Annotated in this window: 23 protein-coding genes; 10 read left to right on the top strand and 13 right to left on the bottom strand. The window is 45.7% G+C overall.

What is annotated here, in order from left to right:
* The 7 genes from AB9P05_RS13815 to alr all read left to right on the top strand — a co-directional run bounded on the left by AB9P05_RS13815 (position 1) and on the right by alr (position 6,715).
* Entirely contained in the window at positions 1–753 is a 753-nt protein-coding gene (locus AB9P05_RS13815; protein WP_371909411.1) for a succinate dehydrogenase/fumarate reductase iron-sulfur subunit, read from the top strand.
* 68 nt (positions 754–821) lie between these two features.
* The gene (locus AB9P05_RS13810) at positions 822–1,325 is read left to right on the top strand and encodes a MarR family winged helix-turn-helix transcriptional regulator (protein WP_371909410.1); all 504 of its coding nucleotides are present in this window, start codon (positions 822–824) and stop codon (positions 1,323–1,325) included.
* A 113-nt stretch (positions 1,326–1,438) separates the two neighbouring features.
* Positions 1,439–2,944 (top strand): sodium:solute symporter, encoded by a 1,506-nt coding sequence (locus AB9P05_RS13805; RefSeq protein ID WP_371909409.1) that lies wholly within the window; start codon positions 1,439–1,441, stop codon positions 2,942–2,944.
* Positions 2,868–3,305 (top strand): GNAT family N-acetyltransferase, encoded by a 438-nt coding sequence (locus tag AB9P05_RS13800; protein ID WP_371909408.1) that lies wholly within the window; start codon positions 2,868–2,870, stop codon positions 3,303–3,305. The genes AB9P05_RS13805 and AB9P05_RS13800 overlap by 77 nt, the downstream gene beginning before the upstream one ends.
* Before the next feature lie 2 nt (positions 3,306–3,307).
* Positions 3,308–4,381 carry an alanine racemase gene (locus AB9P05_RS13795; RefSeq protein ID WP_371909407.1) on the top strand — a complete coding sequence of 358 codons (1,074 nt, stop codon included), beginning with the start codon at positions 3,308–3,310 and terminating at the stop codon, positions 4,379–4,381.
* Positions 4,378–5,541, top strand: coding sequence for an amidohydrolase (locus AB9P05_RS13790; RefSeq protein ID WP_371909406.1), 1,164 nt, complete (start codon positions 4,378–4,380; stop codon positions 5,539–5,541). The genes AB9P05_RS13795 and AB9P05_RS13790 overlap by 4 nt, the downstream gene beginning before the upstream one ends.
* A gap of 16 nt (positions 5,542–5,557) precedes the next feature.
* A complete protein-coding gene (alr, locus tag AB9P05_RS13785; RefSeq protein WP_371909405.1) occupies positions 5,558–6,715 on the top strand; it encodes an alanine racemase in 1,158 nt (385 codons plus the stop codon).
* Positions 6,716–7,046: 331 nt separating this feature from the next.
* Here alr and AB9P05_RS13780 read toward each other — a convergent pair whose 3' ends face one another.
* The 6 genes from AB9P05_RS13780 to AB9P05_RS13755 all read right to left on the bottom strand — a co-directional run bounded on the left by AB9P05_RS13780 (position 7,047) and on the right by AB9P05_RS13755 (position 11,883).
* A complete protein-coding gene (locus AB9P05_RS13780) occupies positions 7,047–7,355 on the bottom strand; it encodes a type IIL restriction-modification enzyme MmeI (RefSeq protein WP_371909404.1) in 309 nt (102 codons plus the stop codon).
* 135 nt (positions 7,356–7,490) lie between these two features.
* Positions 7,491–8,387: a bacteriophage abortive infection AbiH family protein gene (locus AB9P05_RS13775; protein WP_371909403.1), complete on the bottom strand. Its 897-nt coding sequence runs from the start codon at positions 8,385–8,387 to the stop codon at positions 7,491–7,493.
* Positions 8,388–8,846: 459 nt separating this feature from the next.
* Positions 8,847–9,299, bottom strand: a complete 453-nt coding sequence (locus AB9P05_RS13770) for a hypothetical protein (protein WP_371909402.1) — start codon at positions 9,297–9,299, stop codon at positions 8,847–8,849.
* Positions 9,300–9,340: 41 nt separating this feature from the next.
* Complete coding sequence (locus tag AB9P05_RS13765; RefSeq protein WP_371909401.1) at positions 9,341–9,724, bottom strand: hypothetical protein; 384 nt, start codon at positions 9,722–9,724, stop codon at positions 9,341–9,343.
* A 623-nt stretch (positions 9,725–10,347) separates the two neighbouring features.
* Positions 10,348–11,088: a hypothetical protein gene (locus tag AB9P05_RS13760; protein ID WP_371909400.1), complete on the bottom strand. Its 741-nt coding sequence runs from the start codon at positions 11,086–11,088 to the stop codon at positions 10,348–10,350.
* A gap of 243 nt (positions 11,089–11,331) precedes the next feature.
* On the bottom strand, positions 11,332–11,883 hold the full coding sequence (locus AB9P05_RS13755; protein WP_371909399.1) for a DUF4494 domain-containing protein: 552 nt from the start codon (positions 11,881–11,883) through the stop codon (positions 11,332–11,334).
* Between the two features lie 279 nt (positions 11,884–12,162).
* Here AB9P05_RS13755 and AB9P05_RS13750 point away from each other — a divergent pair, with 279 nt between their 5' ends.
* Positions 12,163–13,311 (top strand): class I SAM-dependent RNA methyltransferase, encoded by a 1,149-nt coding sequence (locus tag AB9P05_RS13750; RefSeq protein WP_371909398.1) that lies wholly within the window; start codon positions 12,163–12,165, stop codon positions 13,309–13,311.
* A gap of 3 nt (positions 13,312–13,314) precedes the next feature.
* Here the strand turns inward: AB9P05_RS13750 and AB9P05_RS13745 are convergent, their stop codons facing one another.
* From AB9P05_RS13745 to AB9P05_RS13725, 5 genes are read right to left on the bottom strand one after another with little or no spacing between them, the layout of a single operon-like run.
* Positions 13,315–14,265: a DUF4340 domain-containing protein gene (locus AB9P05_RS13745; RefSeq protein ID WP_371909397.1), complete on the bottom strand. Its 951-nt coding sequence runs from the start codon at positions 14,263–14,265 to the stop codon at positions 13,315–13,317.
* A complete protein-coding gene (gene gldG, locus AB9P05_RS13740; RefSeq protein ID WP_371909396.1) occupies positions 14,262–15,950 on the bottom strand; it encodes a gliding motility-associated ABC transporter substrate-binding protein GldG in 1,689 nt (562 codons plus the stop codon). The genes AB9P05_RS13745 and gldG overlap by 4 nt, the downstream gene beginning before the upstream one ends.
* Complete coding sequence (gldF, locus tag AB9P05_RS13735; RefSeq protein WP_371909395.1) at positions 15,944–16,672, bottom strand: gliding motility-associated ABC transporter permease subunit GldF; 729 nt, start codon at positions 16,670–16,672, stop codon at positions 15,944–15,946. Before gldF ends, gldG begins: the two co-directional genes overlap by 7 nt.
* Positions 16,669–17,613, bottom strand: coding sequence for a gliding motility-associated ABC transporter ATP-binding subunit GldA (gldA, locus tag AB9P05_RS13730; protein WP_371909394.1), 945 nt, complete (start codon positions 17,611–17,613; stop codon positions 16,669–16,671). The genes gldF and gldA overlap by 4 nt, the downstream gene beginning before the upstream one ends.
* A gap of 7 nt (positions 17,614–17,620) precedes the next feature.
* Positions 17,621–18,313 (bottom strand): SDR family oxidoreductase, encoded by a 693-nt coding sequence (locus tag AB9P05_RS13725; protein WP_371909393.1) that lies wholly within the window; start codon positions 18,311–18,313, stop codon positions 17,621–17,623.
* Positions 18,314–18,357: 44 nt separating this feature from the next.
* Between AB9P05_RS13725 and AB9P05_RS13720 the strand changes: the two genes are divergently transcribed.
* Positions 18,358–19,521 carry an acyloxyacyl hydrolase gene (locus AB9P05_RS13720; protein ID WP_371909392.1) on the top strand — a complete coding sequence of 388 codons (1,164 nt, stop codon included), beginning with the start codon at positions 18,358–18,360 and terminating at the stop codon, positions 19,519–19,521.
* Positions 19,509–20,252: a head GIN domain-containing protein gene (locus AB9P05_RS13715; protein WP_371909391.1), complete on the top strand. Its 744-nt coding sequence runs from the start codon at positions 19,509–19,511 to the stop codon at positions 20,250–20,252. Before AB9P05_RS13720 ends, AB9P05_RS13715 begins: the two co-directional genes overlap by 13 nt.
* Positions 20,253–20,465: 213 nt before the next feature.
* Here the strand turns inward: AB9P05_RS13715 and AB9P05_RS13710 are convergent, their stop codons facing one another.
* Together AB9P05_RS13710 and AB9P05_RS13705 are read right to left on the bottom strand one after the other, a co-directional pair.
* Positions 20,466–20,900, bottom strand: coding sequence for a hypothetical protein (locus AB9P05_RS13710; protein WP_371909390.1), 435 nt, complete (start codon positions 20,898–20,900; stop codon positions 20,466–20,468).
* 18 nt (positions 20,901–20,918) lie between these two features.
* On the bottom strand, positions 20,919–21,818 hold the full coding sequence (locus AB9P05_RS13705; RefSeq protein ID WP_371909389.1) for a hypothetical protein: 900 nt from the start codon (positions 21,816–21,818) through the stop codon (positions 20,919–20,921).
* Between the last annotated feature and the right edge of the window lie 24 nt (positions 21,819–21,842).

The raw sequence follows: 21,842 nt of genomic DNA, 5'->3' as shown, positions 1-21,842 counted from the left end.
ATGAAACTTACTCTGAATATATGGCGTCAGAAGAACGCCACTGATAAAGGTAAATTCGTAGGCTACGAAGTCGATGACATCATTCCGGAGATGTCTTTTCTGGAAATGCTGGATGTGCTTAACGAGCAACTGGTAGCTAAAGGCGAAGATCCTGTAGAATTCGATCACGACTGCCGTGAAGGTATTTGCGGTAGCTGTAGTCTATATATTAATGGACGGCCTCATGGCCCCTGGAAAGGTACTACTGCCTGCCAGCTTCACATGAGAGCCTTCAAGGACGGACAAAGCATTACCATAGAACCCTGGAGAGCCAAGGCATTTCCTGTGGTTAAGGACCTGGTAACCAACCGTTCATCTTTCGACCGGATCATTGAGTCCGGCGGATATGTAAGCGTTAATACCGGTGGTACACCTGATGCCAATGAGATTCCAATACCCAAAAACGTGGCGGATAAGGCATTCGACGCGGCTACATGTATTGGCTGCGGTGCCTGCGTAGCTGCATGTAAAAATGCTTCTGCTATGCTGTTCGTAAGTGCTAAGGTATCGCAGCTTGCATGGCTGCCCCAGGGCCAGGTAGAGCGCAAGAGCAGAGCTGAAAAAATGGTGGCACAAATGGATGCCGAAGGTTTCGGAGCTTGTACCAATACAGGTGCATGCTCAGCCGAGTGCCCTAAGGAGATCAAGCTTGAAAACATTGCTAAGCTGAATGCCGAATACCTGGGTGCTAAAGCAACATCAGAAAACGTATAACAAAATTATGCGTTGATAAGTATTTAAGCCGGCAGAGTCTCTCTGCCGGCTTTTATTTTTTCAGAGCGATGCATACGGAAGACATATTACGGAACATCCGAAAGATTATCAGGGCGCTGAACCTAGAATCCAAAAAGCTGCAGAAAGAGCATGGGCTTACGATTACCCAACTCCTGGTTTTACGCCGGCTTCAGGTAACTCCTCAACAGCAGGTAACCCAAAAAGAACTGTGTGAGCAACTTAACCTTAGTCGCAGCACAGTAACTGGGGTGGTAGACAGGATGGTCAAAAAAAACCTGTTGGAGCGTCTTCCAAAAAAAAATGATAAGCGAACTAGCTATGTAGGCCTTACTACGCATAGCCTGAATATGTTAAGCACTATCCCCGATCCTATCCAGGTCAGACTTATCAAAAAGCTGTCAGAAGCCCCTGACGCTGAGCAGAAAAAAATCAACGAATCACTATATATGCTAACTGTGTTTCTGGGTATCGATCAGATTGAGGCATCTCCTCTCCTCATGGCCGAGGAATTCCAGGAAAACAAGGGCAATCAATCCGGAGATGCAGTTTAATTCACATTAATAGATTTTTTAACTAAATTTGTTCGTGCAGAAACAAAATCACATAAATTTTGTTATCTACTTAGCAAAAATTGCATTCCTATCATTAAATCCCAGTCTACTTCATGCAACTAATTGACCTGCTAATATTTATAGCGTACATGATCGGTATGCTCGGCGTCGGATATTACTTCATGGGGAAAAATAAAGATCAGGATGACTACTATGTTGGCGGTCGAAAAATGGGTAGTCTTCATGTAGGACTTTCGGTAGTAGCAACAGATGTAGGGGGTGGCTTTAGCATAGGCCTTGGGGGCCTTGGGTTTACCATAGGTCTTGCAGGCAGCTGGATGCTTTTTACCGGACTTATAGGAGCCTGGCTTGCAGCCGTACTTCTGATACCAAAAATTAAAGGAAATAGTGCATTTGCCAAATTTCTAACCTTTCCCCAACTGTTTGGCCACTGGTATGGTGCCAGGGTTGCCCTACTGGCAGGTATCATTTCAGCAATAGGCTACACTGGATTTACCAGTTCACAGATACTGGCGGGTGCCAAACTGGCTAATGGTACATTTCCTACCATGGACATGACCACTGCACTTCTCGTGATGGGTATCGTGGCAGTGGTGTATACTGTTATGGGTGGATTAAAAGCTGTCATCTATACAGATACTATCCAGTGGATCATCCTGATGGCCGGACTTATTTTTATTGGTATCCCTATGGCATGGGTAGCTGTTGGTGGCTGGGAAGGCATTACCGAAACGGTACCGGCTGAGATGGTATCTATGAGCAATCTTACGTGGACGGACTTACTGAACTGGGGGGTTACTATCATCCCTATATGGTTTGTGGGCATGACCCTCTATCAGCGTATCTATGCCACCAAAGATGTTAAATCAGCAAAGAAAGCCTGGTTTTATGCAGGTCTGTTTGAGTGGCCAATTATGGCCTTCATGGGTGTAATGCTCGGCCTAATGTCACGCGTGGCTGCTGAGCAAGGCTTATTAGGAGACTTTTCTGCCGCCACAATGGACGCAGAAACCGGACTTCCGTTACTATTACGTACCATATTGCCTGCTGGTATACTAGGTCTGATGATGTCAGCTTATTTCAGCGCTATTTTATCAACAGCAGATAGTTGCCTGATGGCAGCCAGTGGTAATGTAATGACTGATCTAATTGGTGAGAGGGGAATGAACTCTAAACATCATCTTCGCTATTCACAAATAGCCACCTTCATACTAGGTGGCCTTGCCTTGCTCCTGGCTACTCAGATGACGGAGGTCCTCGGACTTATGCTGTATTCTTATGCCTTTATGGTATCCGGACTTTTTATACCGGTTTTAGGGGCGCTTTTTTGGAAAAAGAGCAGTGCGGCCGGAGCATTCTGGGCTATGCTGATCGGTGGTGTGACCACGGTGGTGCTTATCCTGAGTGATATAGCCTTACCGTATAAATTGGATGCAAATATTTTCGGCCTTACAGCGGCTTTAATCGTATTTATAGTAATATCTTATTTATTTCCCGATAAACATAATGCAAACAGCAACAATGGAATTTCAGGTACTGAGCGCAATAGACACTCCAACCTTTCTTCAGAAAGACGAGATAGCCACATTTCTGTTTGAGCATCTGGGTAAGTATGGTGATCCTAAAGAGGACATTATGAAGTGCCTGGATTACGCTCTCAGCGACTTTGCCCATCAGGGTGGTTTTGTACTGGTGGCGCGTGAAAATGGAGATATTAAAGGAGCCGTAGTAATAAATAAGACAGGAATGGAGGGCTTCGTGCCGGAAAACCTTCTTGTATATATTGCTGTACATCAGGACCAGCGGGGAAAAGGCATTGGAAAGCAACTAATGGAAAGGGCACTGGATATGGCTAAGGGTGCCGTTGCACTTCACGTTGAACCCGATAACCCTGCCAAAAGGCTTTACGAACGCCTGGGCTTCACAAATAAATATCTGGAGATGAGATACACGAAATAAGCATGGCTTACCTGAAACTATATCGGCATAAACTTAAAGAAAACTTCGATTTCCTTCAGCAAACTTTTGCAGGAAGTGAAATCTCCTGGGGCATAGTCTCGAAGATTCTTTGTGGTAACAGAAGGTATCTTAAGGAACTGATAAATCTGGGGTGTAAAGAAATACACGATTCACGGATCAGTAATCTTAAGCGAGTCAAAGAGATCGATAACTCTGTACAAACCTGCTACATTAAGCCCCCGGCTCGCAGAAGTATTCCGGATGTGATCCAGTATGCTGATGTAAGCATGAATACGGAGTACTTTACGATGAAGCTCCTGAGTGATGAGGCTACTAAACAGGGCAAGACTCATAAGGTCATAATTATGATTGAAACGGGAGACTTGCGAGAAGGGGTCATGGGGGATCATCTGATCGAGTTCTATGCTAAAGTGTTTGAACTCCCTAACCTGGAGATAATCGGCCTGGGTACAAATCTGAACTGCCTTCACGGTGTCATGCCTTCACAGGACAAGCTGATCCAGCTCAGTCTTTATAAGCAAATAATTGAACTGAAGTTTGGCAAGGAAATACCCTGGGTCAGTGGTGGTACCAGTGTGACTATTCCCTTATTGCTAAACAAGCAATTACCCAAAGGGGTAAATCACTTCCGTGTGGGAGAAACGCTGTATTTTGGAGCTGACCTTTTTAATGAAGGGGTGATCCCGGGCATGCATGATGATGTTTTTGAGCTCTTCACTGAAATTATCGAGATCACTAAAAAACCCGTAGTCCCTATCGGAGAGCTGGCCGCGAACCCTCAAGGTGAGGTAACTGAAATAGATGAATCGCTATATGGACAAACCGCTTATCGTGCCATCCTGGACATAGGCCTGTTGGACATAGACCCTAAATATCTCATATTAGAGGGGCATGATTTTGAAATAGTAGGTGCCAGTTCAGACATGCTGGTACTGGATCTGGGTACCAACCCTGAAAAGATGAAGGTGGGCGACCAGATAAAATTCAAGCTGAAATATATGGGGGCTCTTGCTATTTTAAACAGTCACTATATAGAAAAGAAAGTAACTGAATGAAACACCTTACTGCCGAAGAGACGCGCTCTCTTGTGGCACTGAGAAGACGGCTGCACAGGGAGCCGGAGCTTTCCGGAAAAGAGTACGGAACCCCTTTGATCCTAAGTGAATTCCTTCGTGATAGTCGTCCTGATGAAGTACACCCTAGTCTGGGCGGTACAGGGCTTGCATTAGTTTATAATGGTACTGAACCCGGCCCTACGCTTATGTTAAGGGCAGATATTGACGCCCTGCCTATTGTGGAGGAAAACGACTTTGCCCACAGGAGCATTCATGAAGCAATAAGTCATAAATGCGGCCATGATGGCCATACGGCTATGGTAGCAGGGGCAGGCCTTAAAATGAAGCAGTACAAGCCGGCTAAGGGTCGGCTTGTACTGCTTTTCCAGCCTGCCGAGGAAACAGGCAAAGGAGCTGAACAGGTTATAGCTGACGAACGCTACGCTTCACTCAAACCAGACTATATTTTTGGCATTCACAATCTACCGAAATACACTAATCACACAGCCTTCACACGTGCCTCTCATTTTGCCAGTGCGTCCTGCGGCATCACCATTGATTACAAAGGAAAAACTGCCCACGCCGGTACGCCACACACTGGTAAAAGCCCGGCATTGGCTGTTAGTGAATTAATAGTAGCATTGAATGCATTGCCTAAGGGGTTTTCCCTGGAAATAAGGCCACTATGTACAGTTGTACACGCCCGATTGGGCGAAAAAGCCTTTGGCGTTGCTCCGGGTAACTCCACTGTAAGCGCCACAATAAGGAGCATCACCTCGGAAGGAATGGAAAATCTGGTGCAGGCAGCAGAGCGTATTGGACGGTCTATCGGGGAAAAATACGGCCTTAGGGTCAGGGTTTCGCTAAGTGAAAAGTTTCCTGCCACTACGAATAATGAGGAGGCCACAACTATCCTGGAAGACGCCGTAGCTGCGGCCGGGTTTAGCAGCCAAAGGCTGGAAGAGGCATTCCCCTGGTCTGAAGATTTCGGCCACTATCTTAAGGATAGCAAAGGGTCGTTTTTCGGCCTTGGTGCAGGAAACGATGTGCCTGACCTCCATGCTGAAAACTATGATTTTCCTGATGAGTTAATTCCTACAGGTGTGCGCATATACCTGTCTCTGATCGAGAAGGTGTTAGGCGGACTCAACCATCACTAGTTAACCACTAATGCCCATGATTTCGCATTCGCGGATCGAACTCAGCGAGTCTGCGCTGAGGCACAATATATTTTTTGTAAAAACCCAAATGGCTCCTGATGTGCAGCTGTCTGCTGTCGTGAAAGGAAATGCCTATGGCCATGGTATAGAGCAGTTCGTACCCCTGGCTCATAAGGCTGGTATACGACACTTTAGTGTATTTAGCAGTACTGAGGCCGACAGGGTGCAAAAAAGCCTCTCCACCACGGATTACGAGCTCATGATCATGGGCCAGGTGGCGGATGAAGACCTCCCGCAGGTGATAGAGAGAGAAATGCAGTTTTACGTCTTCGATCTGGAGCGACTGGAGGCTGCACTGAAAGCTGCCGAATCAATAGGGAAGCTAGCGCGGATCCACCTAGAACTGGAAACGGGCATGAACCGTACGGGACTGGAAGAAGCAAACCTGCCGGCCGCGATTGACCTGCTGGACGCGTACCGTGAGCATTTCATCCTGGAGGGCTTCTGTACCCACTTTGCCGGGTCTGAGAGTATAAGCAATCACACTCGTGTGGCAGATCAGTCCGCTAAGTTCAGGGAACTGCAGGAGCACTTTCAGAATCACGGGTTTCAGGCGAAGAGGGTGCATGTGGGCTGCTCAGCTACACTTATCTCCTACCCTGACTTCCAGTACAATATGGTGCGGGTGGGCATACTGCTGTATGGCTTCTGGCCCAGCAAAGAGACCATGATACGCTGCATGGTGCAGGGGCGTATAGGTCAGCAGGATCCGTTGCGGCGAGTCATCTCCTGGAAAAGCTATATCATGACGCTGAAGCGGGTACGGTTCGGAGAGTTTGTGGGGTATGGCACCGCCTACCAGGCACAAAAGGATATGGTTATCGCGGTAATCCCTATCGGTTACGCCTACGGCTTTTCACGTAATTTCAGTAACCAGGGAAATGCCCTGATCAGGGGCAAGGTAACGCCTGTGCTGGGTATTGTGAACATGAACCTGGTGATGGTGGATGTGACGGAGGTAGAAGATGCCATGCGTGGCGATGAGGTGGTATTGATAGGCCACCAGGGTGAAAACAGTATTAGCGTGGCAAGCTTCGAGCAAATGAGCAATCAATTGAACTACGAGCTACTTACCCGCCTTCCGCAGGAGTTACCACGGGTGGTGGTGGAGTAGCAGGTTGGGTTTCTATAGAGCAATTCATTAAATATGGCCGGCCTGACCTCCCGGCGCTATTTCTCTACTTTGAACGGTTCGGTTTTGGGGGAGGCTTATAATGTGTAGTTTCCCTAAATGGCTTACAATGACTGAATAAACACTGTACGAGCGATAGCGAGCATAGCCATTTATACTTTTTTGTACACTGGCCGTTTTTCTATTTTAGCATTTTAATACAATCTTCACTCACAAACTCTTTTTTTTCTTTTACGCATTCAGGTAAACCAGGGGCTTGGACTTCTTCTCCATTTCGTATTCTACCCGCAACTTCAAGATTTAATCCTAAAATTTACACAAGTAAGTACTTCGGTTGATCAGGTCTTAGTTTCCTCCAACAATCAAATATTTGAGTGCGGTGACTTGGAAGCTGTGCACCTTTCTTTTTAATTTCGATTAAAACACGATTCCCCCACAGTAAATCAGCGAAGTTTGTCTTTCTTTTTGTCTTTATACGAAATTCAAGAGTTGCACCCGCTTCTTTGTAGCCTCCATCTCCAAATACTTGGAAAAACCTATCACAAAACACTTGAGCTTCGCCTTTTTCATCTCCATCAAGGCTCAGAGCATACCCAACAAGTTTTTCAATTCTATCTTTCACATAGCTATTAGCTTGTATACAACGGTTTGGCTATGCGTAGTGTGGGATTTCAAGGCTCTTCACTATCAAACTGCTGCTTTGTTAATTAAATGCTTTAAAGTTCAAATTTACTGAACCGCTCCGCTTGACATATATTTATTGAAGTGTTGTAGTTTTTTCTATTGTCGTATCTAGATCATTCATTTTGATCATCTTAATTTGCGATTCTAGTACTCCAACTTTTATTAATTGAGAACACAGATGCTCTTGCTCAGAATCATTATAATATGAAACATTCCATTTAGATTGCTTATTTTTAGCTTGAATCATTTCAAAATATGGCAAATCAACATCAGCAAGTGAGTGACCAAGAACATATATAGTTCCTAAATCTTGGTATCGCAGGAATTGCGTTCTATTTTGTTTTATTACTTGTTCTGTTTTTTTTCTAAGTTTGATAAGTGGTAGCTTTGCGAATCGCCAAGCATCTTCCTCCCATTCTTTTTGTGTTGATGGCATTCCTGTACCGTCACTGTAATTGTATTCAATTTTTTGGTTCACTTTATGCCCAAAAATCACATCATTATCGAGACAAGAGCCATGTATGTGCCAAATTGAACTTTCAGGTATTTTATATATATCTTGAAGTGTTCTTGTGTAGTTAAAGGTGATGTATTGAGCCTCTTGATTCATTAATAACCGTTTAGTTCTTGGTTTTAATTGTATGCTTTTAATCCATTCCAAGAAGCATTTGGTTATCCCCGTGTAGATTTGCTCTGTTACGACTGAACATTTATCAGCTATATCTTCAGGAGTACTGTAGTACTTAGCACACTCATTATACAATTTAATGCTATTGTATGAAGATAAATCATTTTCAAAGTCACACCATCTACCATCAATTACATTAAAATTCCAAAATTCATGTATTTCGCAATATATCTCTCTTGACCAACCTTCCATGAAGTTTTCAAAGTCACAATAAGAAGTCGGAAAACCATGATGTCTATCGAAACCATTTCCAATAATATATAAGTGGTTGTTTTCAATCATAATTTATAAGTCTTTTTATCATTTTTCTAATGAACTTCAATGACCAGCTATCGGGCGCTTTTCCGCAGCTAATGAATAGCACTAATTAATGAAATCTTCCGAGGCTCACAACGGTTCAAAATGGCACTGCGTATAAAAAGATGAAAAATCCTGCGAACTAAAGTCAGTCGAAAACACCAATCTCTCTCAGCGGCTTTGTGCTACGATAGTATTGTTGTCATACTAGCCAATTCCTCACTTCATGGCATCCCCAAATTGAGTTTCAATTTCGGCTGGTTGAACAATTCTCTTATCTTCAACCATTAATATCGCTCTAGCAAATTTTAGTTTCGTAGTTCTGTTTACTAACACTGAAAATTCAAATTAGGTGATAAAATTGAATCCTCTATGTAGTTTGTTGGTGGGTCACAAACATTCAATAAAACAATAAGTGAAAATTACTGAAGCATCTCCATATATTTAATCCCCGCTGTCCAGTTTGTCAATTAGTTCCTTCAATTCCTCATCAAGTTCACTTAATACAATTTCCTTATTGAGTTCTGGTGCTTGTATTGAGGTAATTCGGCAAAATACTCTTTGGTTCTCCTCATAGAAGTTAAAGGAAAGCTTTTCGGATTCAGGATCAAATCTGCACAGTACGACTTCCTTATAAAACAAACTGTCCCGATAGTTCATGGTCAGATTGTAAATCCCAGCCTTTACAGGGAAATGTGATTGATCAACTTTTCCATCGTGAAATATAGGAATCATTGTTGTGTGCCATCCCAGTTCTTCGCTAAGGTTTATACACAGTTCATTCAAGTCAATTGCTTCGGTAGATGTTACCTGAATCTTATCGTTTCTCTTGTTCAGGTTCTGACCCATTACAGATGAAATATTCAAGGTTAATAATAAGAGAACGAGATTCTTCATGCGGTAATTGTCCTTTTGGTTATACACCTTATTGACAGCTTTTATCTTTTCTTCAAAACCATAAAGAAGTAACTTTTATTTTGTTCTTCTATTGAGTTTCCCCAACCACCGCCATATAGATAAATTTCATCCTCATCTTTTCGTTCAACTGTCACAGGAATCCCAAAGTCAGAGTAGAGGATGGTCAATTGATTTTTTGAATATTCGTAATAATACTCCTCCAAAAGAGTCTGGTCTTCAGAGGTGATTCTCATTTTACTTCCATCAAGTGAAACTTTATACTCAGGTTTAAATATCAAACCCCCGTCCCCTATCATGGTTATGCTCTCTCCACTTGTCCCTGTTACTTTCCAAGTACCCTCAATGTTGATCGAGGTACAACCAACCAAAGAGGCACTAATAATTATGGTTAGTAATATTCTCATTTTAATAGTTGCCAATGCACAGGCCATACAATGGTATGGTGATCTAAGTGAGGAATTGTCCCCCGTAGTGAAAGAACTTAGCTCACCAAACCCCTATAGGGTATAGCTATTATTGTACTCAGTTTTTAATTCGCCGTCGTCTTAAAAATCAAATAGTAAGATAAATATTATTACGAAAATAAGAACCAGATGAAATACGAATGGTAGATTAAAGAAGATTAGACTTGCTAACCGTAGGTTTTTATATTTTATATCATAGTCCATCAAGTTTTTCAGATACCTTATTAGGTATCTGAATGACATAATTCCCATTAATACCACAAGACCTAAAACAGGGAAAAAGAAAGTTAAATTGAATGAAAAATTTGAGCCAGCATATGAAGGATCTACTGGATGTTTTAGGTATAAAACAATGCTCAAGGCAAAGGATATTACCCCGAAGGCTAACGACCTTCTCCATTCATCAAGTTTTATTCTGTTACTTAAATAGGTAGTCATTTCAATTTGAGCATAACGGTCCCGGCTAAGAAACGTAAGGCTTTCGAAGCGATTCATTGTCCACCAGAACTAGATTTTGCTAAATGATCGAACCTTTCTAAAAGCCTTATCCGTCCTATGTTTTCTTAGCCATGGTTGGCATTAGTTATTTTTTTCATTTTTAAGTCACCTGATTTTTCGTCAATTTCAAATATAATTTGTCTTTTACCGTATTCATCAGGTTCGTTTTCCTTAATTCGATATTTGTAGTCAACAATTATTTGATTGTCCTTTATTGTTTTTACAAATGATTCAGCACAGCAATAATTGAGCAATGAATTGATATTTTGTTTTTCCCATAATTCTTGACTTTCAATAAATCGGCTATCAATATCGTAGGTTATGGCTTTATCAGTTTTGTTATTTCTCAAATTGATTCTGTCTGATCCATGCCAAGCTCCTGTTTTTAGTATAAGCCAATCGTTGAACTGACGTATCTGTTCGTCTTTATTCCATTCCCGTCCATAGTAGCCACCATCACCGAAATCTAAAGTGTCTCCAATTTGATTGACATATTTATAGTCAATATTATACTGCCAAGAGTGATGGTCAGCAATATAAACTGATTCACAAATCAGCTTACCTCCAATATCTTGACTAATTATTTCAGTTTCATATTCAGGACCAAAGCCAAAACCTTTCATTGCTGAATCAATGCCAATATAGACCATCAAGGCAGTTGTCAAGACAAAAAGTGCTAGTCCTATTTTTTTTGGTTTTTCTCCTTTTTTTCTCAGGTATCGATATAGTAAATAGGTCAACCCTGATGGAATTGATAGAATTACTACAACAGCAAGTAAAAACAATATTATTATGAGTATTCCCAAGTGCTTATTTTAATCGTACCCAATGGTAAGTATAAGAATTATAGCCGAATACATAGCACTTTTCTGTTAAATCACACAAAAGTTGAAGCGGCCTACAACCCTGAATCTAATTAGTGTCCCGGCTATTATTTATAACATTGTTAGATGCAGCGACTATTCGGTTTTTCTTCAATATTCGTATAGACATAAAAAAAGCCGCCCTTTAAGGCAGCTTTCTAATTTCATTATTCTGAGAAACAGGCTTTATTCTGTCTCCTCTTCTACCGGAGTATTTTCCTCCTCGTCAGTAGTCTCATTTTTGAGTTCTGCCGCTTCGTCTGACTCAAGTCTGCGGAAGTTTTCCGGGATCTCAGGCTCTTTATCCTCATCGGACACATAGGGGAAGATCTCCACGATATTGCTCTCTATCACTTCAGGGATGCGGAAGGAAACGAGCATATTATTCAGGCTCTCCCGAATACGGTCATATGCTTCCTTCACGTCATGGGCAGATACGAGCATGACCTGGGTAACTTTTTTCTCCTTACCGCTGTCCTCATCAGCTACCACATACGTGATCTTACACTTATGCCAGATGTCTATATCATCATAGTGGAACACGTCCACAATGTTGCTTTTGCTGATATTGGTTACCTGGAAGTCGCCACGGATGATGCTGCCTAACTCGTCATATATCCTCGCCTCTGCTTCTGTAAACGAAACGGCATCTACCAGGTAGTTTTCCGAAACGTTTTTCAAAATGCCCTTATCGTCTTCCTTTGCGTATTTTACTTTACAGATAAACCAGATTTTCATGAAATGGAAATGATTTTTAACAAGATACGATCCGAAAGATACGTAAAAATCCTCACACCATTGTGAGGTAAGGGGCTATGAAAAATTTCCTGCGGGGAGGAATAATCGTAAAGCCTTGCGATGGGCTGCCAAACCGTAATTAGGAGTCGGAAGGCGCTGAAAAAGCCTGGCACTAAGCCCGATACACCTAATCATTATGGTAGTCCGGGTAATTTCCGGCGCTGCTCCCTTACATGCCCGTCAATTTTTAGCATTTTTGCCATCTGATAAGAAAAGCTTATGAAACGCAGCCGTATCCGAATACAATGTCTGCCCTTGCTGGGGGACCACCTGAAGACCGAAGTAGAATCGATGGATTACAAGGTATTGAACCATAATGCCACCGGCGTGGAAATCGAAGGCGACTTTGAGGACTGCATCCGGCTTAACCTGTTTCTTCGTACCGCTACCAGGGTGCTTTACCAACTCAAGCGGTTTACGGCCAAAGACTCCAAAGCACTGTATGATGAGGTCTTCAGCTACTCATGGCCACGACTGCTCCGGGCGAATGGATACCTGCATGTGGATAGTTTTGTAAAACACGCGGAAGTGCGCGATACAAGCTACCCTAACCGGGTGGTTAAGGACGCTGTGGTTGACAGTCTTCAGAAATACTACGGCCGCAGGCCGGACAGCGGACCAAGCCGGCATGGTACGGTGCTTTATCTTTTCTGGACGGAAAAGGAGGGAATGATTTACCTGGATACCAGCGGCGAGGTAATTGCCAAGCATGGCTATCGCAAAAACCCGCACAAGGCGCCTATGATGGAGTCACTGGCAGCCTCTACTATTCTTGCCTCGGTGTGGGATAAAAAGCAGCCTTTTGTAAATCCGATGTGCGGATCGGGCACCCTGGCGATAGAGGCGGCGCTGATGGCAAAAAATCAGCCCCCGGGCCTGCATCGTGACAATTTCGGATTTATGCACTGTAAGTGGTTCAGAAGGGCCCGGTTCGAAGAGCTTACCGACCTGGCCAGGCGGCAGGCTGGCAGCAAGGGGCCGATGCCTACGATCATAGCCACAGACCGGGACCAGCGGGCTATACGGGCAGCAGAAGCCAACGCAGCCGAGGCGGGAGTAAGGGATATGATCACCTTCGAGGTGTGCGACTTCCGCGAAACGCAACTACCGGAGGAGGAAGGTGTGATCTTTATGAACCCTGAATACGGAGAACGCCTGGGCGAAGCGGAGCGGCTGCAGCCTACCTATAAAGCAATAGGGGATTTCTTTAAGCAAGAGGCAGCGGGCTATACGGGCTACGTATTTACCGGTAATATGGACCTGGCTAAAAAGATCGGGCTGCGTACAAGCCGCAAAATACCCTTTATGAACGGACGAATAGAGTGCCGCCTGCTGGAATACGAAATGTACCATGGCAGCCGTAGATAAAGGCTACCTGTCTTTTTCGAAAAAGTCACGCTGACGTAATACAGGCACAAGCCGGCGGGCCTGTATACGTACCAGCTCACCTTCACTGGTTTCTCCCAGGAAGTAGCCATCTTCATCGAGGCGGTAAAAGAGCTTTAGCTGCTGTGGCTCTCTGCCGGATAGCGTGTATATCTCTACAATGGCGTAAGGCTCTGTCCGGGCCAGGCTGTCATAAGCTGCGTTAGCGCCCGGCTGTACGTAATTGTCTGCTTCAAAGAAGGTGGCCCGCTGCAGGTAGTTAAACAAGGCGGCCGTATCCAGTCTTTGGACGTTACTCACACTGATAGCCTCATCACCAATAGTAATCTCGAAGTTCTGCCCGGGATTTTCAGGGTACCTCACCGCCATTCGCTGCAGTTCGCGCGGGCCCGCATTCAGCACGGTCTTATTTCGCCAGTCCTGCGTAGGGATAGTAAATAAACCGCTGACATAGCTATCATAACCGGGAATGTACACTACATACGGCGTTTCGCCTTGCCGTGGCAGGAAGTAACTTAATGTCTGGGTGGCATTACCTCCCGTGATAAACCGGCTTTCTTCGCCGGTTTCCGTAATGATCTGAACTTCTACCCCCGCCGAGTCAAGCCTTTGCCTGATTTCCTCAGCCTGCGAGCTAGCCACAGGCCGCTGAACGGACACCTGCGACAGCAGGGAAAGAAGGACATTAGACAGGTTAGCATCCATAGGGTATTGGCCGTTGACCTGCCAGCCGCTATTGGTTCGTTCCAACCTTACCGTATCATCAGGCTGAAAAAGCGTCACCTGACGGATAGCGCCGGTGTCCGGCACGGCAAAAGACACATTCTGTATGTTCACACGATCTCTGCTCTCATCCGTGGTCACCAGTACCATAATGGCAGCGATGAGCACACCTAGAATAACCAGCAGGCGCATATTGGTTTGTCGGCGATTCATTTGAATGTGGCGTATTTATTTCTTCTGTAAAAATATCTTATCACCCCAAATAATACCACGATGATGACAGGCGTGAGGAGGTTGAATAGCTGCCATTTCAGGGCACTTTCTTCAACTTCGGGAGCATCCAGCGGCCTTATACTGATGCGCTTGTTCCTGGCAGCAATAAGGCCGTCCTCATCCAGCATGTAAGCGAGGGCATTCAGCAGGAAATCATCGTTAGCAAAATCTGTCTGGGTGTAGGGATCTACTCCCAGGGGCACACGCTGCCGGGTACGGGGACTGAGCTGAGAGGCGAGCAGATCGCCATCACTGGTCACCAGTATCTTCGCCGGCTCTCCCGTTTCCCGGTAAGAGCGACTGTTTGCAACCTGAGGTAATATGCGGTTTCGGAATGAGGAAGTAAAGGGACCTTCAAGGAGCCAGGCAACTGGCTGTGCGGGATCCTGGAAGCTTTCCGGCTGCATATCCCGGCGCATGGAGTTATAACTTACTTCCACCGGCGCCGGCAGCACCCGTGTATACTGGCTGGTGTAAATAAGCGGTGTCTTGGTAATGCCCTCTGCTTTTACCGTATCTACGCTACTAACGTACCTTCCCAGCACGGCATCCAGATTACGGGTAATGGGATGATTGCTGTACCGGTTCATGAGTGGGTAAAATGGCCAGGGCAAAAGCCTGATCTGTGGCTGATTACCCATATAGCCAGTTACTACGGGAAAAGGGGCCGCATTCAGGTCCTGTATCAGGTCTTCGTTTATACGTACGCCATAGCGAAAGAGCATATTCCGCAATTGAAGGTCCTGCGGAAAAGCCAGGTATGACTCCCGGTTAAGGCTGTCCTCCTCCACCTTAAGACCATCCAGAAACATAAGCAGGTTCCCGCCATTCATCACGTACTGGTCCAGCTTGTAGCGATCGTCCCGGTTAAAGGCGCGGCGTGGCTTGGCCATTATAATGGCATCGTAGCCCAGCAGGTTCTCACTTTCAGTCAGATCGGCCTTATCCAGCCGGTAAAACTCCTGCAATACTTCCTGTACGCCCTGGTAGCTGATGCTGTCGGACTCTCCATGTCCCTGGAGCCAGCCAATACGAGGCTTGCTTCCACCGGTCACCTTGCGGATTGCTGTGGCCAGTTCGTATTCCAGTCCCTCTACACTCTGGTTGAGCCGCTCCTCAGGAGAGGCCCCCTGGTTACCTTTCAGTAGTAATACGCCGGTTTCTTCTCCGCCGTAAGCGACCAGAGCACCGGGGAAAATGAGTTTTTCCGTGCGGCCGCCATCTTCCGTATCATACAGATTGGTAGGCTGAATTCCCAGCCTGGCCAGCCGCTGGTAAAACTCCTGCCTGCCACTGGCACTGGCTGCCAGGTTAGGGTCTACAAACTTAAACTGTATATTATCACCCGCATAGGCACGAAACTCTTCTAACGTCTCACGTATACTACGTTGCAAACGCTGAAACCCTGAGGGAAACTCACCTTCCAGGTAAACCTCCACATACACCGGATCCTCTAGGCTGGTAAGTAGCTCTTTGGTGGCTTCGTTAATGGTATAGCGCTGCTCCTCCGTAAGGTCTGCCCGGAAAAAGAAACGGTCACCAAGCATATTTGCCAGAATAAGTGCGGCAAAGAGCACGAAAAACCGTAACAGGTCTTCAGTTTTTTTGCTGTCCAGATTTACCATTTTCTCGATCCGATTATAAGTCTGGTCAGGGCAAGCATAAGCAGGATGACACTGATAAGGTAGATTACATTGCGGCTATCCACCAGTCCCTTGCCCAGAGCCTGGTAATGGTATAGCAAGCCTGCCTGCTCCAAAAAGTAAGAAAGGCTTCCCCAGTCATTGATAGCTGCAAATGACCCCAGCCCGCTGTATAGCAGAAAGCAGAGAAATACCGCAATGATAAAGGCCACTATCTGGTTACTGGCCAGCGCAGAGGAGAAAATGCCTATGGCAGCAAATACGCCTCCGAGCAAAAGCAGCCCCAGGTAGGAGCCAAATACGCCGGCAGAATCCACATTGCCTTCTGGCTGACCTAATTCGTAAATAGAATAATAGTAGATAAGCGTGGGCAGTACGGCAAAGAATACAAGCAAAAAGGCAGAAAGGTATTTACCCAGGATAATCTGCCAGTCGGAAAGAGGCTTAGTAAGTAAAAGCTCCATGGTACCGGCCCGCCGCTCCTCAGCAAATGTGCGCATGGTGATGGCGGGTATCAGAAACATGAATACGTAGGGCCCGTATGAGAACAGGGTACCCATATCTGCATAGCCATATTCCAGTACACTGGTTTCGGGAAAGACCCACATAAGCAGCCCAATGCCTGTAAGAAAGACAACGATTACCACATAGGCCACCAGGGAATCCAGAAAACTGTCTATTTCTTTTTTAAGGACACTGATCATGATGCCTCTGCATTTTTCGGCACCATATGGGCACCGGTAAGTTCCTGGAAAATACTTTCGAGGTCGCTCTTCTGCTCCTGCATGCCTACGATGATAAGCCCTGCCCCCACTGCCCAGCGAAAAACATCTGCGCGGATGTCTGCCCTTTCTTTGGCGGCATGTAACTCATACAGGTTAGGGCCTACCTGCTTACTTCCAGCTACTCCGGGAGCTGTTTCTATCACCGTATCGGCCACAGGTTCAGTAAATTCTACCAGCAGGCGCTGGCCTGCAGCACGACCACTCAGGGCGGCCACGGGGCTATCTGCAACGATTTGTCCGCGGTTAATTATAATCACCCGGTCACACATAGCCTGCACTTCCTGCATGATATGAGTGCTGAAGATTACCGTCTTATCACTACTCAGGCTCTTGATAAGTCCCCGTATCTCTGCAAGCTGGTTAGGGTCCAGCCCGGTGGTGGGCTCATCAAGGATAAGTACCGGCGGATCGTGCAGCAGTGCCTGGGCCAGCCCTACGCGCTGGCGATAGCCCTTACTGAGCGCTCCTATCTTTTTATTCTGCTCCAGACCCAGCCCCACCGTATGCACCATGTCTTTCACACGCTGGCGTAGCACGCTACCCCGCATGTCATATAATGAGCCTGTAAAGCGCAAGTACTCATGAACGTACATATCCAGGTAGAGAGGATTGTGCTCAGGCAGGTAGCCCACACTCTTTCGCACAGCCATGGGCTGATGAAGCACGTCATGGCCTTCTACCAGTACGGTTCCGGCAGTAGGGGGCAGGTAGCAGGTGGCTATCTTCATGGTAGTGGATTTACCCGCTCCGTTAGGCCCGAGAAACCCTAATACCTCCCCCTTATTTACCTCAAAGGAGATAGTATCCACAGCCTGCTGGCTGCCATAGGTCTTAGTGAGTTGTCTTACGCTTACAGACACTTAATCATTACTTTTTAGGTTGCAGAGGACGCATTTCCACATCAGCTATGAGGTAGTTAGGATGGGTCCTCAGAGTTTCCACCACTGTGGTGGCGACATCCTCAGCCCTCATCTTATTCGAGCTGCCACTACTTCCGGTTATGTTATTGAAGAAGTCAGTTTCCACAGAGCCAGGGTATACGCACGTAACTTTAATGCCATCATTCCTAAGCTCTTTCATAAGCGAATGGCTAATGCCCCTTACGGCATGCTTGGAGGCTACATATCCGCTCATTTCCTCAATTCCGTTAAGGCCGGCAATAGAGGCTATATTGATAATATGGGCCTCACCTGCCTTTTTCATGGCCGGTACAGCCGTGCGCGTACAGTAGAAGAGTCCATGCACATTCACATCAAACATGGTATGCCACTTTTCCATATCGATTTCTTCCACCTTACCATTATATCCAAGTCCGGCATTATTAACCAGTATTACCGGGTCTTTTCCAAAATGATTACAGGTAGCCTCGTAGCTGTTTTGTACATGATCGAAACCGGTAACGTCTGTTTCAAAAAAATGAAAGCGGTCATGTGCAAGGTCTGGCTTGCTACGACTCCATCCGGCCACAAAGGCCCCTTCGTCAAGCAATGCTTTGGCTACTGCAAGGCCTATTCCCTTACTTACGCCCGTAACTATGGCTAGTTTGTCGCGAATTTCCATATGAAAAAATGTAGTTTTACAAATTAAAAACCGATACACCAGGTATGGCGGAGGCAAAACCCCGGGTCACCTATCACCAAAAAGCCGTTTTTCGGATAGCAACCGGTACAATATTGCTTTTTTTATTTGTGTTTAGCAAGGTGGAGGGCCGCCAGCATCAGGAGAGTAAGCCCAAGGACACCATCAGGCATACACACAGCCTTGACATTCAGCCTTTTTACGGTTTCATCATGCAGCACGCCCCCAGCGTGGCCCACCTCGTCGATAGTCACCCCCGTGGACTGCAATTGGATTTTCGCCAGCATACTTATGGTTATAATGACTGGGAGGCAATCTATAATTATCCGGATGCGGGACTCTCTCTGACCTATTTCGACTATCAAAACGAAGAGCTGGGCAAGTCTGTTGGCCTGCTGGGTTTTTATGACGTCTATTTCTTACGTAAAAGCGATCATACCCTGCGCTGGCGCGTTGGCTTTGGTGCAGGCTACCATACCACGCCCTATGACCGGGAAGAAAATAATAAGAATAACCTCCTGGGCAGTACCCTCACATTTGCTTTACAAAGCCGCCTTAGCTATGCCTTTCGTTTCCACCCACAGTGGGAGTCCAGCCTTTCGGTCTCTCTCACTCATTTTTCTAACGGGGCCATTTCCAAACCTAACAAGGGAATTAACATACCGGGAATAAATACGGGTATAGCTTACCGGCTTGAGGCTAAGGAACCGGAATATAAAGACCGGCCGGCCTGGATCATTCCGGATCGGCGCTGGCACATCAATATACTTTTAAGTGGAGGTGTGAAGGAAATAGAACCTCTGGGTCTGCCCCGCTACCCTTTTATGGTGGCCACAACGTATGCAGATTATCGCGCCAGTCAGCGTAGTGCCTTGCAGATAGGTATTGAAGGATTCTTCAGCCGTGCTAGCCGCGAGGAGATCAGATGGGACCGCGAGCTACAGCAGGGGAATAAGCCCGATTACCGCCGGATAGGAATCATAGCGGGCCATGAACTGCTGATCAACCGCCTATCTATTGTCACCCAGGCGGGGTTTTACATTTATGCACCGTACAATCGTGATAAACCGGTATACCAGCGGTACGGGCTCAAATATTATTGGGGAAAGGGGGGCTTTGCATCCCTCATGTTAAAAACGCACCTGGCAAATGCCGATGCGGTAGAATGCGGCGTCGGATGGAGGATATAAGAAGACACATTTTATCCTGCATAATTGTACTTGCAGGACTGGTAACGGCATGCAACGACCCCGACGCGCCTGATTGTTTTAAACAACGAGGAGAGATAGTGGACAGAGAGGTATCACTCCCCTCCTTTTCTGCTATCGAGGTAAGGGGAATGGTGGAAGTAGTCCTAACCAGCGGTACTGAACAAAAGGTTAGTCTGCGGGCTGGCGAGAAACTAATAGAGGAAATTACACTGGAAGTAGAACAAGGTGTGCTAAGGATAGACGACCGTACCTCCTGCAATTGGGTAAGAGAGTATGCTGACATTACTGTACATATAAGCCGCCCCTCACTAAGAGAGCTAACGCAAAGAGGCTCGGGTTCTATCCGGTCGGAAGGGGTGTTTCTGACTGACAGCCTGGACATCAGGGTGCTGGCTGGCACGGGCGATATAGACCTGAATATCACTGGAAAAGATATTTTCTATCTTAATAATTCGCTAGCCAATGTTATGCTCTCAGGCAGTGTACATACGTTTACGGCTCATCATTATTTCAATGATGCTATCCTTCACTCGGAAAATCTGCGCTCAAGCCTGACGGAAATTCAGCACCGGGGAAGCAACGACATGTTTCTGCGAGCTGATAAGCGGATCAGGGGCACGATAGAGTCGACTGGAAGTGTCTATTGCCTTGGCCAGCCAGGTACGGTCGAAGTAACAGAAAGTGGGTACGGGGAGCTCGTGCTCAAATAACCCTCTTTACACTCAACCTTACAGAACCATCATAGCATGCATGGGTAGATATAAAGATTTGCTTAGTAAATGAGCTATGGAGAGGCTAAAGTTTCGTGTGGCGAAAGGAGTTACGCTTAGTGGCAAGAAGGCCACTAAACAGGCCAGAAATAGGAAAAGGCTGCCCCCTATCAAGGGCAGCCTTTTTATATATCATCTTTCGGATATGGGCAATTAGCGTTTGAATCCCAGCACGCTACCTCCGCAGTACTTATTACTGTCGTCAAAGGTAAAGGTAATGTAGTATATACCTGTATTATTGCAGGGATAGGCTATGGCGGAAATATACTGACCATTGACCAGGCTAGAAACCATCTTTTTACGGTTGCTGTCATAGAGCGTCACTACGATACCGTCAGTTCCCTGCCCTTCTGAGCAAATATTGATCATATACTGAGCGCCTTTGGTAAATACATAGCTGTATTCCACCTTATTCTTAGCTCCGTCTTTACCGTCAATCTGGTAGCTCTTCAGAAAGGTATAGCCATTCTGAAGCTTAGGGATACAGGCATCCGTCAGTTGCTCACTGCTGCACTGGGCACTCACTTCCGAAGAAGAAAAAGCTGTAAAGCAAAAGAGTGCCGCTATGATAAATAATAGGTTTTTCATAAGATCTGCCGTGCGTTTTTATCCGATGATAAGATTTCTTATTGAATCTGTGGCCTTCTTAATATTATCCACATCCTCCTGAGTTATGTCTATGGTAGTCTTGCTATTATCTTCGATTACCAGCACACCGTCCACTACTTTAGAAGTAGGTTCGGCGTAGATAGTAGTGATCTGAATTTTTTCGAACGCCGTCTGCAACCCTTTCATGTTTTCAGCTAATTCTGCAATCTGGGGATCACCTTTTGCATAGTTATCGAGCAACAGCATAATGTTTTCCAAAATGATCTTCTGCTCACCGATACGCTCCATGAGCTCACGGTTATCAGGGCTTTTTTCAGACACCTCAGTAAGTATATGCATGGCCTCCAGCCAGCCACCCGTGAGCAATAAGACGCTCAGGTTGCTTCGCTTTTGTTCCTGCAGGTACCCGTTGATATCATTAAAGTTCCTGGTAGTGATCAGGAGCAGACTGTCCAGGTTACTGCTATTGGTGGCCAGTTGCTTAATCGTACGGAAGTCAAAAAACTGTCCGATACTGAGGCCATCCGCAAGGTCTTTCACACTATTGAGATACGACATTGCATCCTGGTTCTGCTCATATATATTCGTGTAACCAAGATCCGTGCCATAAACCCCCAGGTTCAGCGCCCTTTTAAAGTTGCTATTATAATTAGCCGCTTTTTCGGGATCGTTAAGCAGTGCATTATCATAATTAGCTCCTGCTTCTTTAATTAATACAGATATCTCCAATGGAGCAGGAATCTGCTGCAAAATACCACCAACAAGCTCATCAGAGAGCATTGGCGCTTCTTCCTCAACAGTATCCAGGCTATCCAGAAGAGCCTGTTCGTTAGGAGTGTTACTGCTGCCACAGGCAAACAGAAACAGACCGGCGCAAGCGAGATAAAATCTATTCATACATCCTAAATTAACCTGAACAAA

The sequence above is a fragment of the Roseivirga sp. BDSF3-8 genome (genome assembly GCF_041449215.1).
In the GTDB taxonomy this organism is placed as follows: Bacteria; Bacteroidota; Bacteroidia; order Cytophagales; family Cyclobacteriaceae; genus JBGNFV01.
The sequence above is the reverse complement of the archived record's forward strand: the minus strand, read 5'-3'. Positions and strand labels throughout refer to the sequence as shown.

Coding starts and splice junctions, on each gene's coding strand:
- AB9P05_RS13720 (WP_371909392.1), top strand. CDS start 18,358: ATGGCGGAGGCAAAACCCCGGGTCACCTATCACCAAAAAGCCGTTTTT.
- AB9P05_RS13755 (WP_371909399.1), bottom strand. CDS start 11,883: ATGAAAATCTGGTTTATCTGTAAAGTAAAATACGCAAAGGAAGACGAT.
- AB9P05_RS13770 (WP_371909402.1), bottom strand. CDS start 9,299: ATGAAGAATCTCGTTCTCTTATTATTAACCTTGAATATTTCATCTGTA.
- AB9P05_RS13745 (WP_371909397.1), bottom strand. CDS start 14,265: ATGAATCGCCGACAAACCAATATGCGCCTGCTGGTTATTCTAGGTGTG.
- AB9P05_RS13750 (WP_371909398.1), top strand. CDS start 12,163: ATGAAACGCAGCCGTATCCGAATACAATGTCTGCCCTTGCTGGGGGAC.
- AB9P05_RS13725 (WP_371909393.1), bottom strand. CDS start 18,313: ATGGAAATTCGCGACAAACTAGCCATAGTTACGGGCGTAAGTAAGGGA.
- AB9P05_RS13775 (WP_371909403.1), bottom strand. CDS start 8,387: ATGATTGAAAACAACCACTTATATATTATTGGAAATGGTTTCGATAGA.
- AB9P05_RS13705 (WP_371909389.1), bottom strand. CDS start 21,818: ATGAATAGATTTTATCTCGCTTGCGCCGGTCTGTTTCTGTTTGCCTGT.
- AB9P05_RS13795 (WP_371909407.1), top strand. CDS start 3,308: ATGGCTTACCTGAAACTATATCGGCATAAACTTAAAGAAAACTTCGAT.
- AB9P05_RS13800 (WP_371909408.1), top strand. CDS start 2,868: ATGGAATTTCAGGTACTGAGCGCAATAGACACTCCAACCTTTCTTCAG.
- AB9P05_RS13715 (WP_371909391.1), top strand. CDS start 19,509: ATGGAGGATATAAGAAGACACATTTTATCCTGCATAATTGTACTTGCA.
- alr (WP_371909405.1), top strand. CDS start 5,558: ATGATTTCGCATTCGCGGATCGAACTCAGCGAGTCTGCGCTGAGGCAC.
- AB9P05_RS13815 (WP_371909411.1), top strand. CDS start 1: ATGAAACTTACTCTGAATATATGGCGTCAGAAGAACGCCACTGATAAA.
- AB9P05_RS13790 (WP_371909406.1), top strand. CDS start 4,378: ATGAAACACCTTACTGCCGAAGAGACGCGCTCTCTTGTGGCACTGAGA.
- AB9P05_RS13765 (WP_371909401.1), bottom strand. CDS start 9,724: ATGAGAATATTACTAACCATAATTATTAGTGCCTCTTTGGTTGGTTGT.
- gldG (WP_371909396.1), bottom strand. CDS start 15,950: ATGGTAAATCTGGACAGCAAAAAAACTGAAGACCTGTTACGGTTTTTC.
- gldF (WP_371909395.1), bottom strand. CDS start 16,672: ATGATCAGTGTCCTTAAAAAAGAAATAGACAGTTTTCTGGATTCCCTG.
- AB9P05_RS13710 (WP_371909390.1), bottom strand. CDS start 20,900: ATGAAAAACCTATTATTTATCATAGCGGCACTCTTTTGCTTTACAGCT.
- AB9P05_RS13805 (WP_371909409.1), top strand. CDS start 1,439: ATGCAACTAATTGACCTGCTAATATTTATAGCGTACATGATCGGTATG.
- AB9P05_RS13810 (WP_371909410.1), top strand. CDS start 822: ATGCATACGGAAGACATATTACGGAACATCCGAAAGATTATCAGGGCG.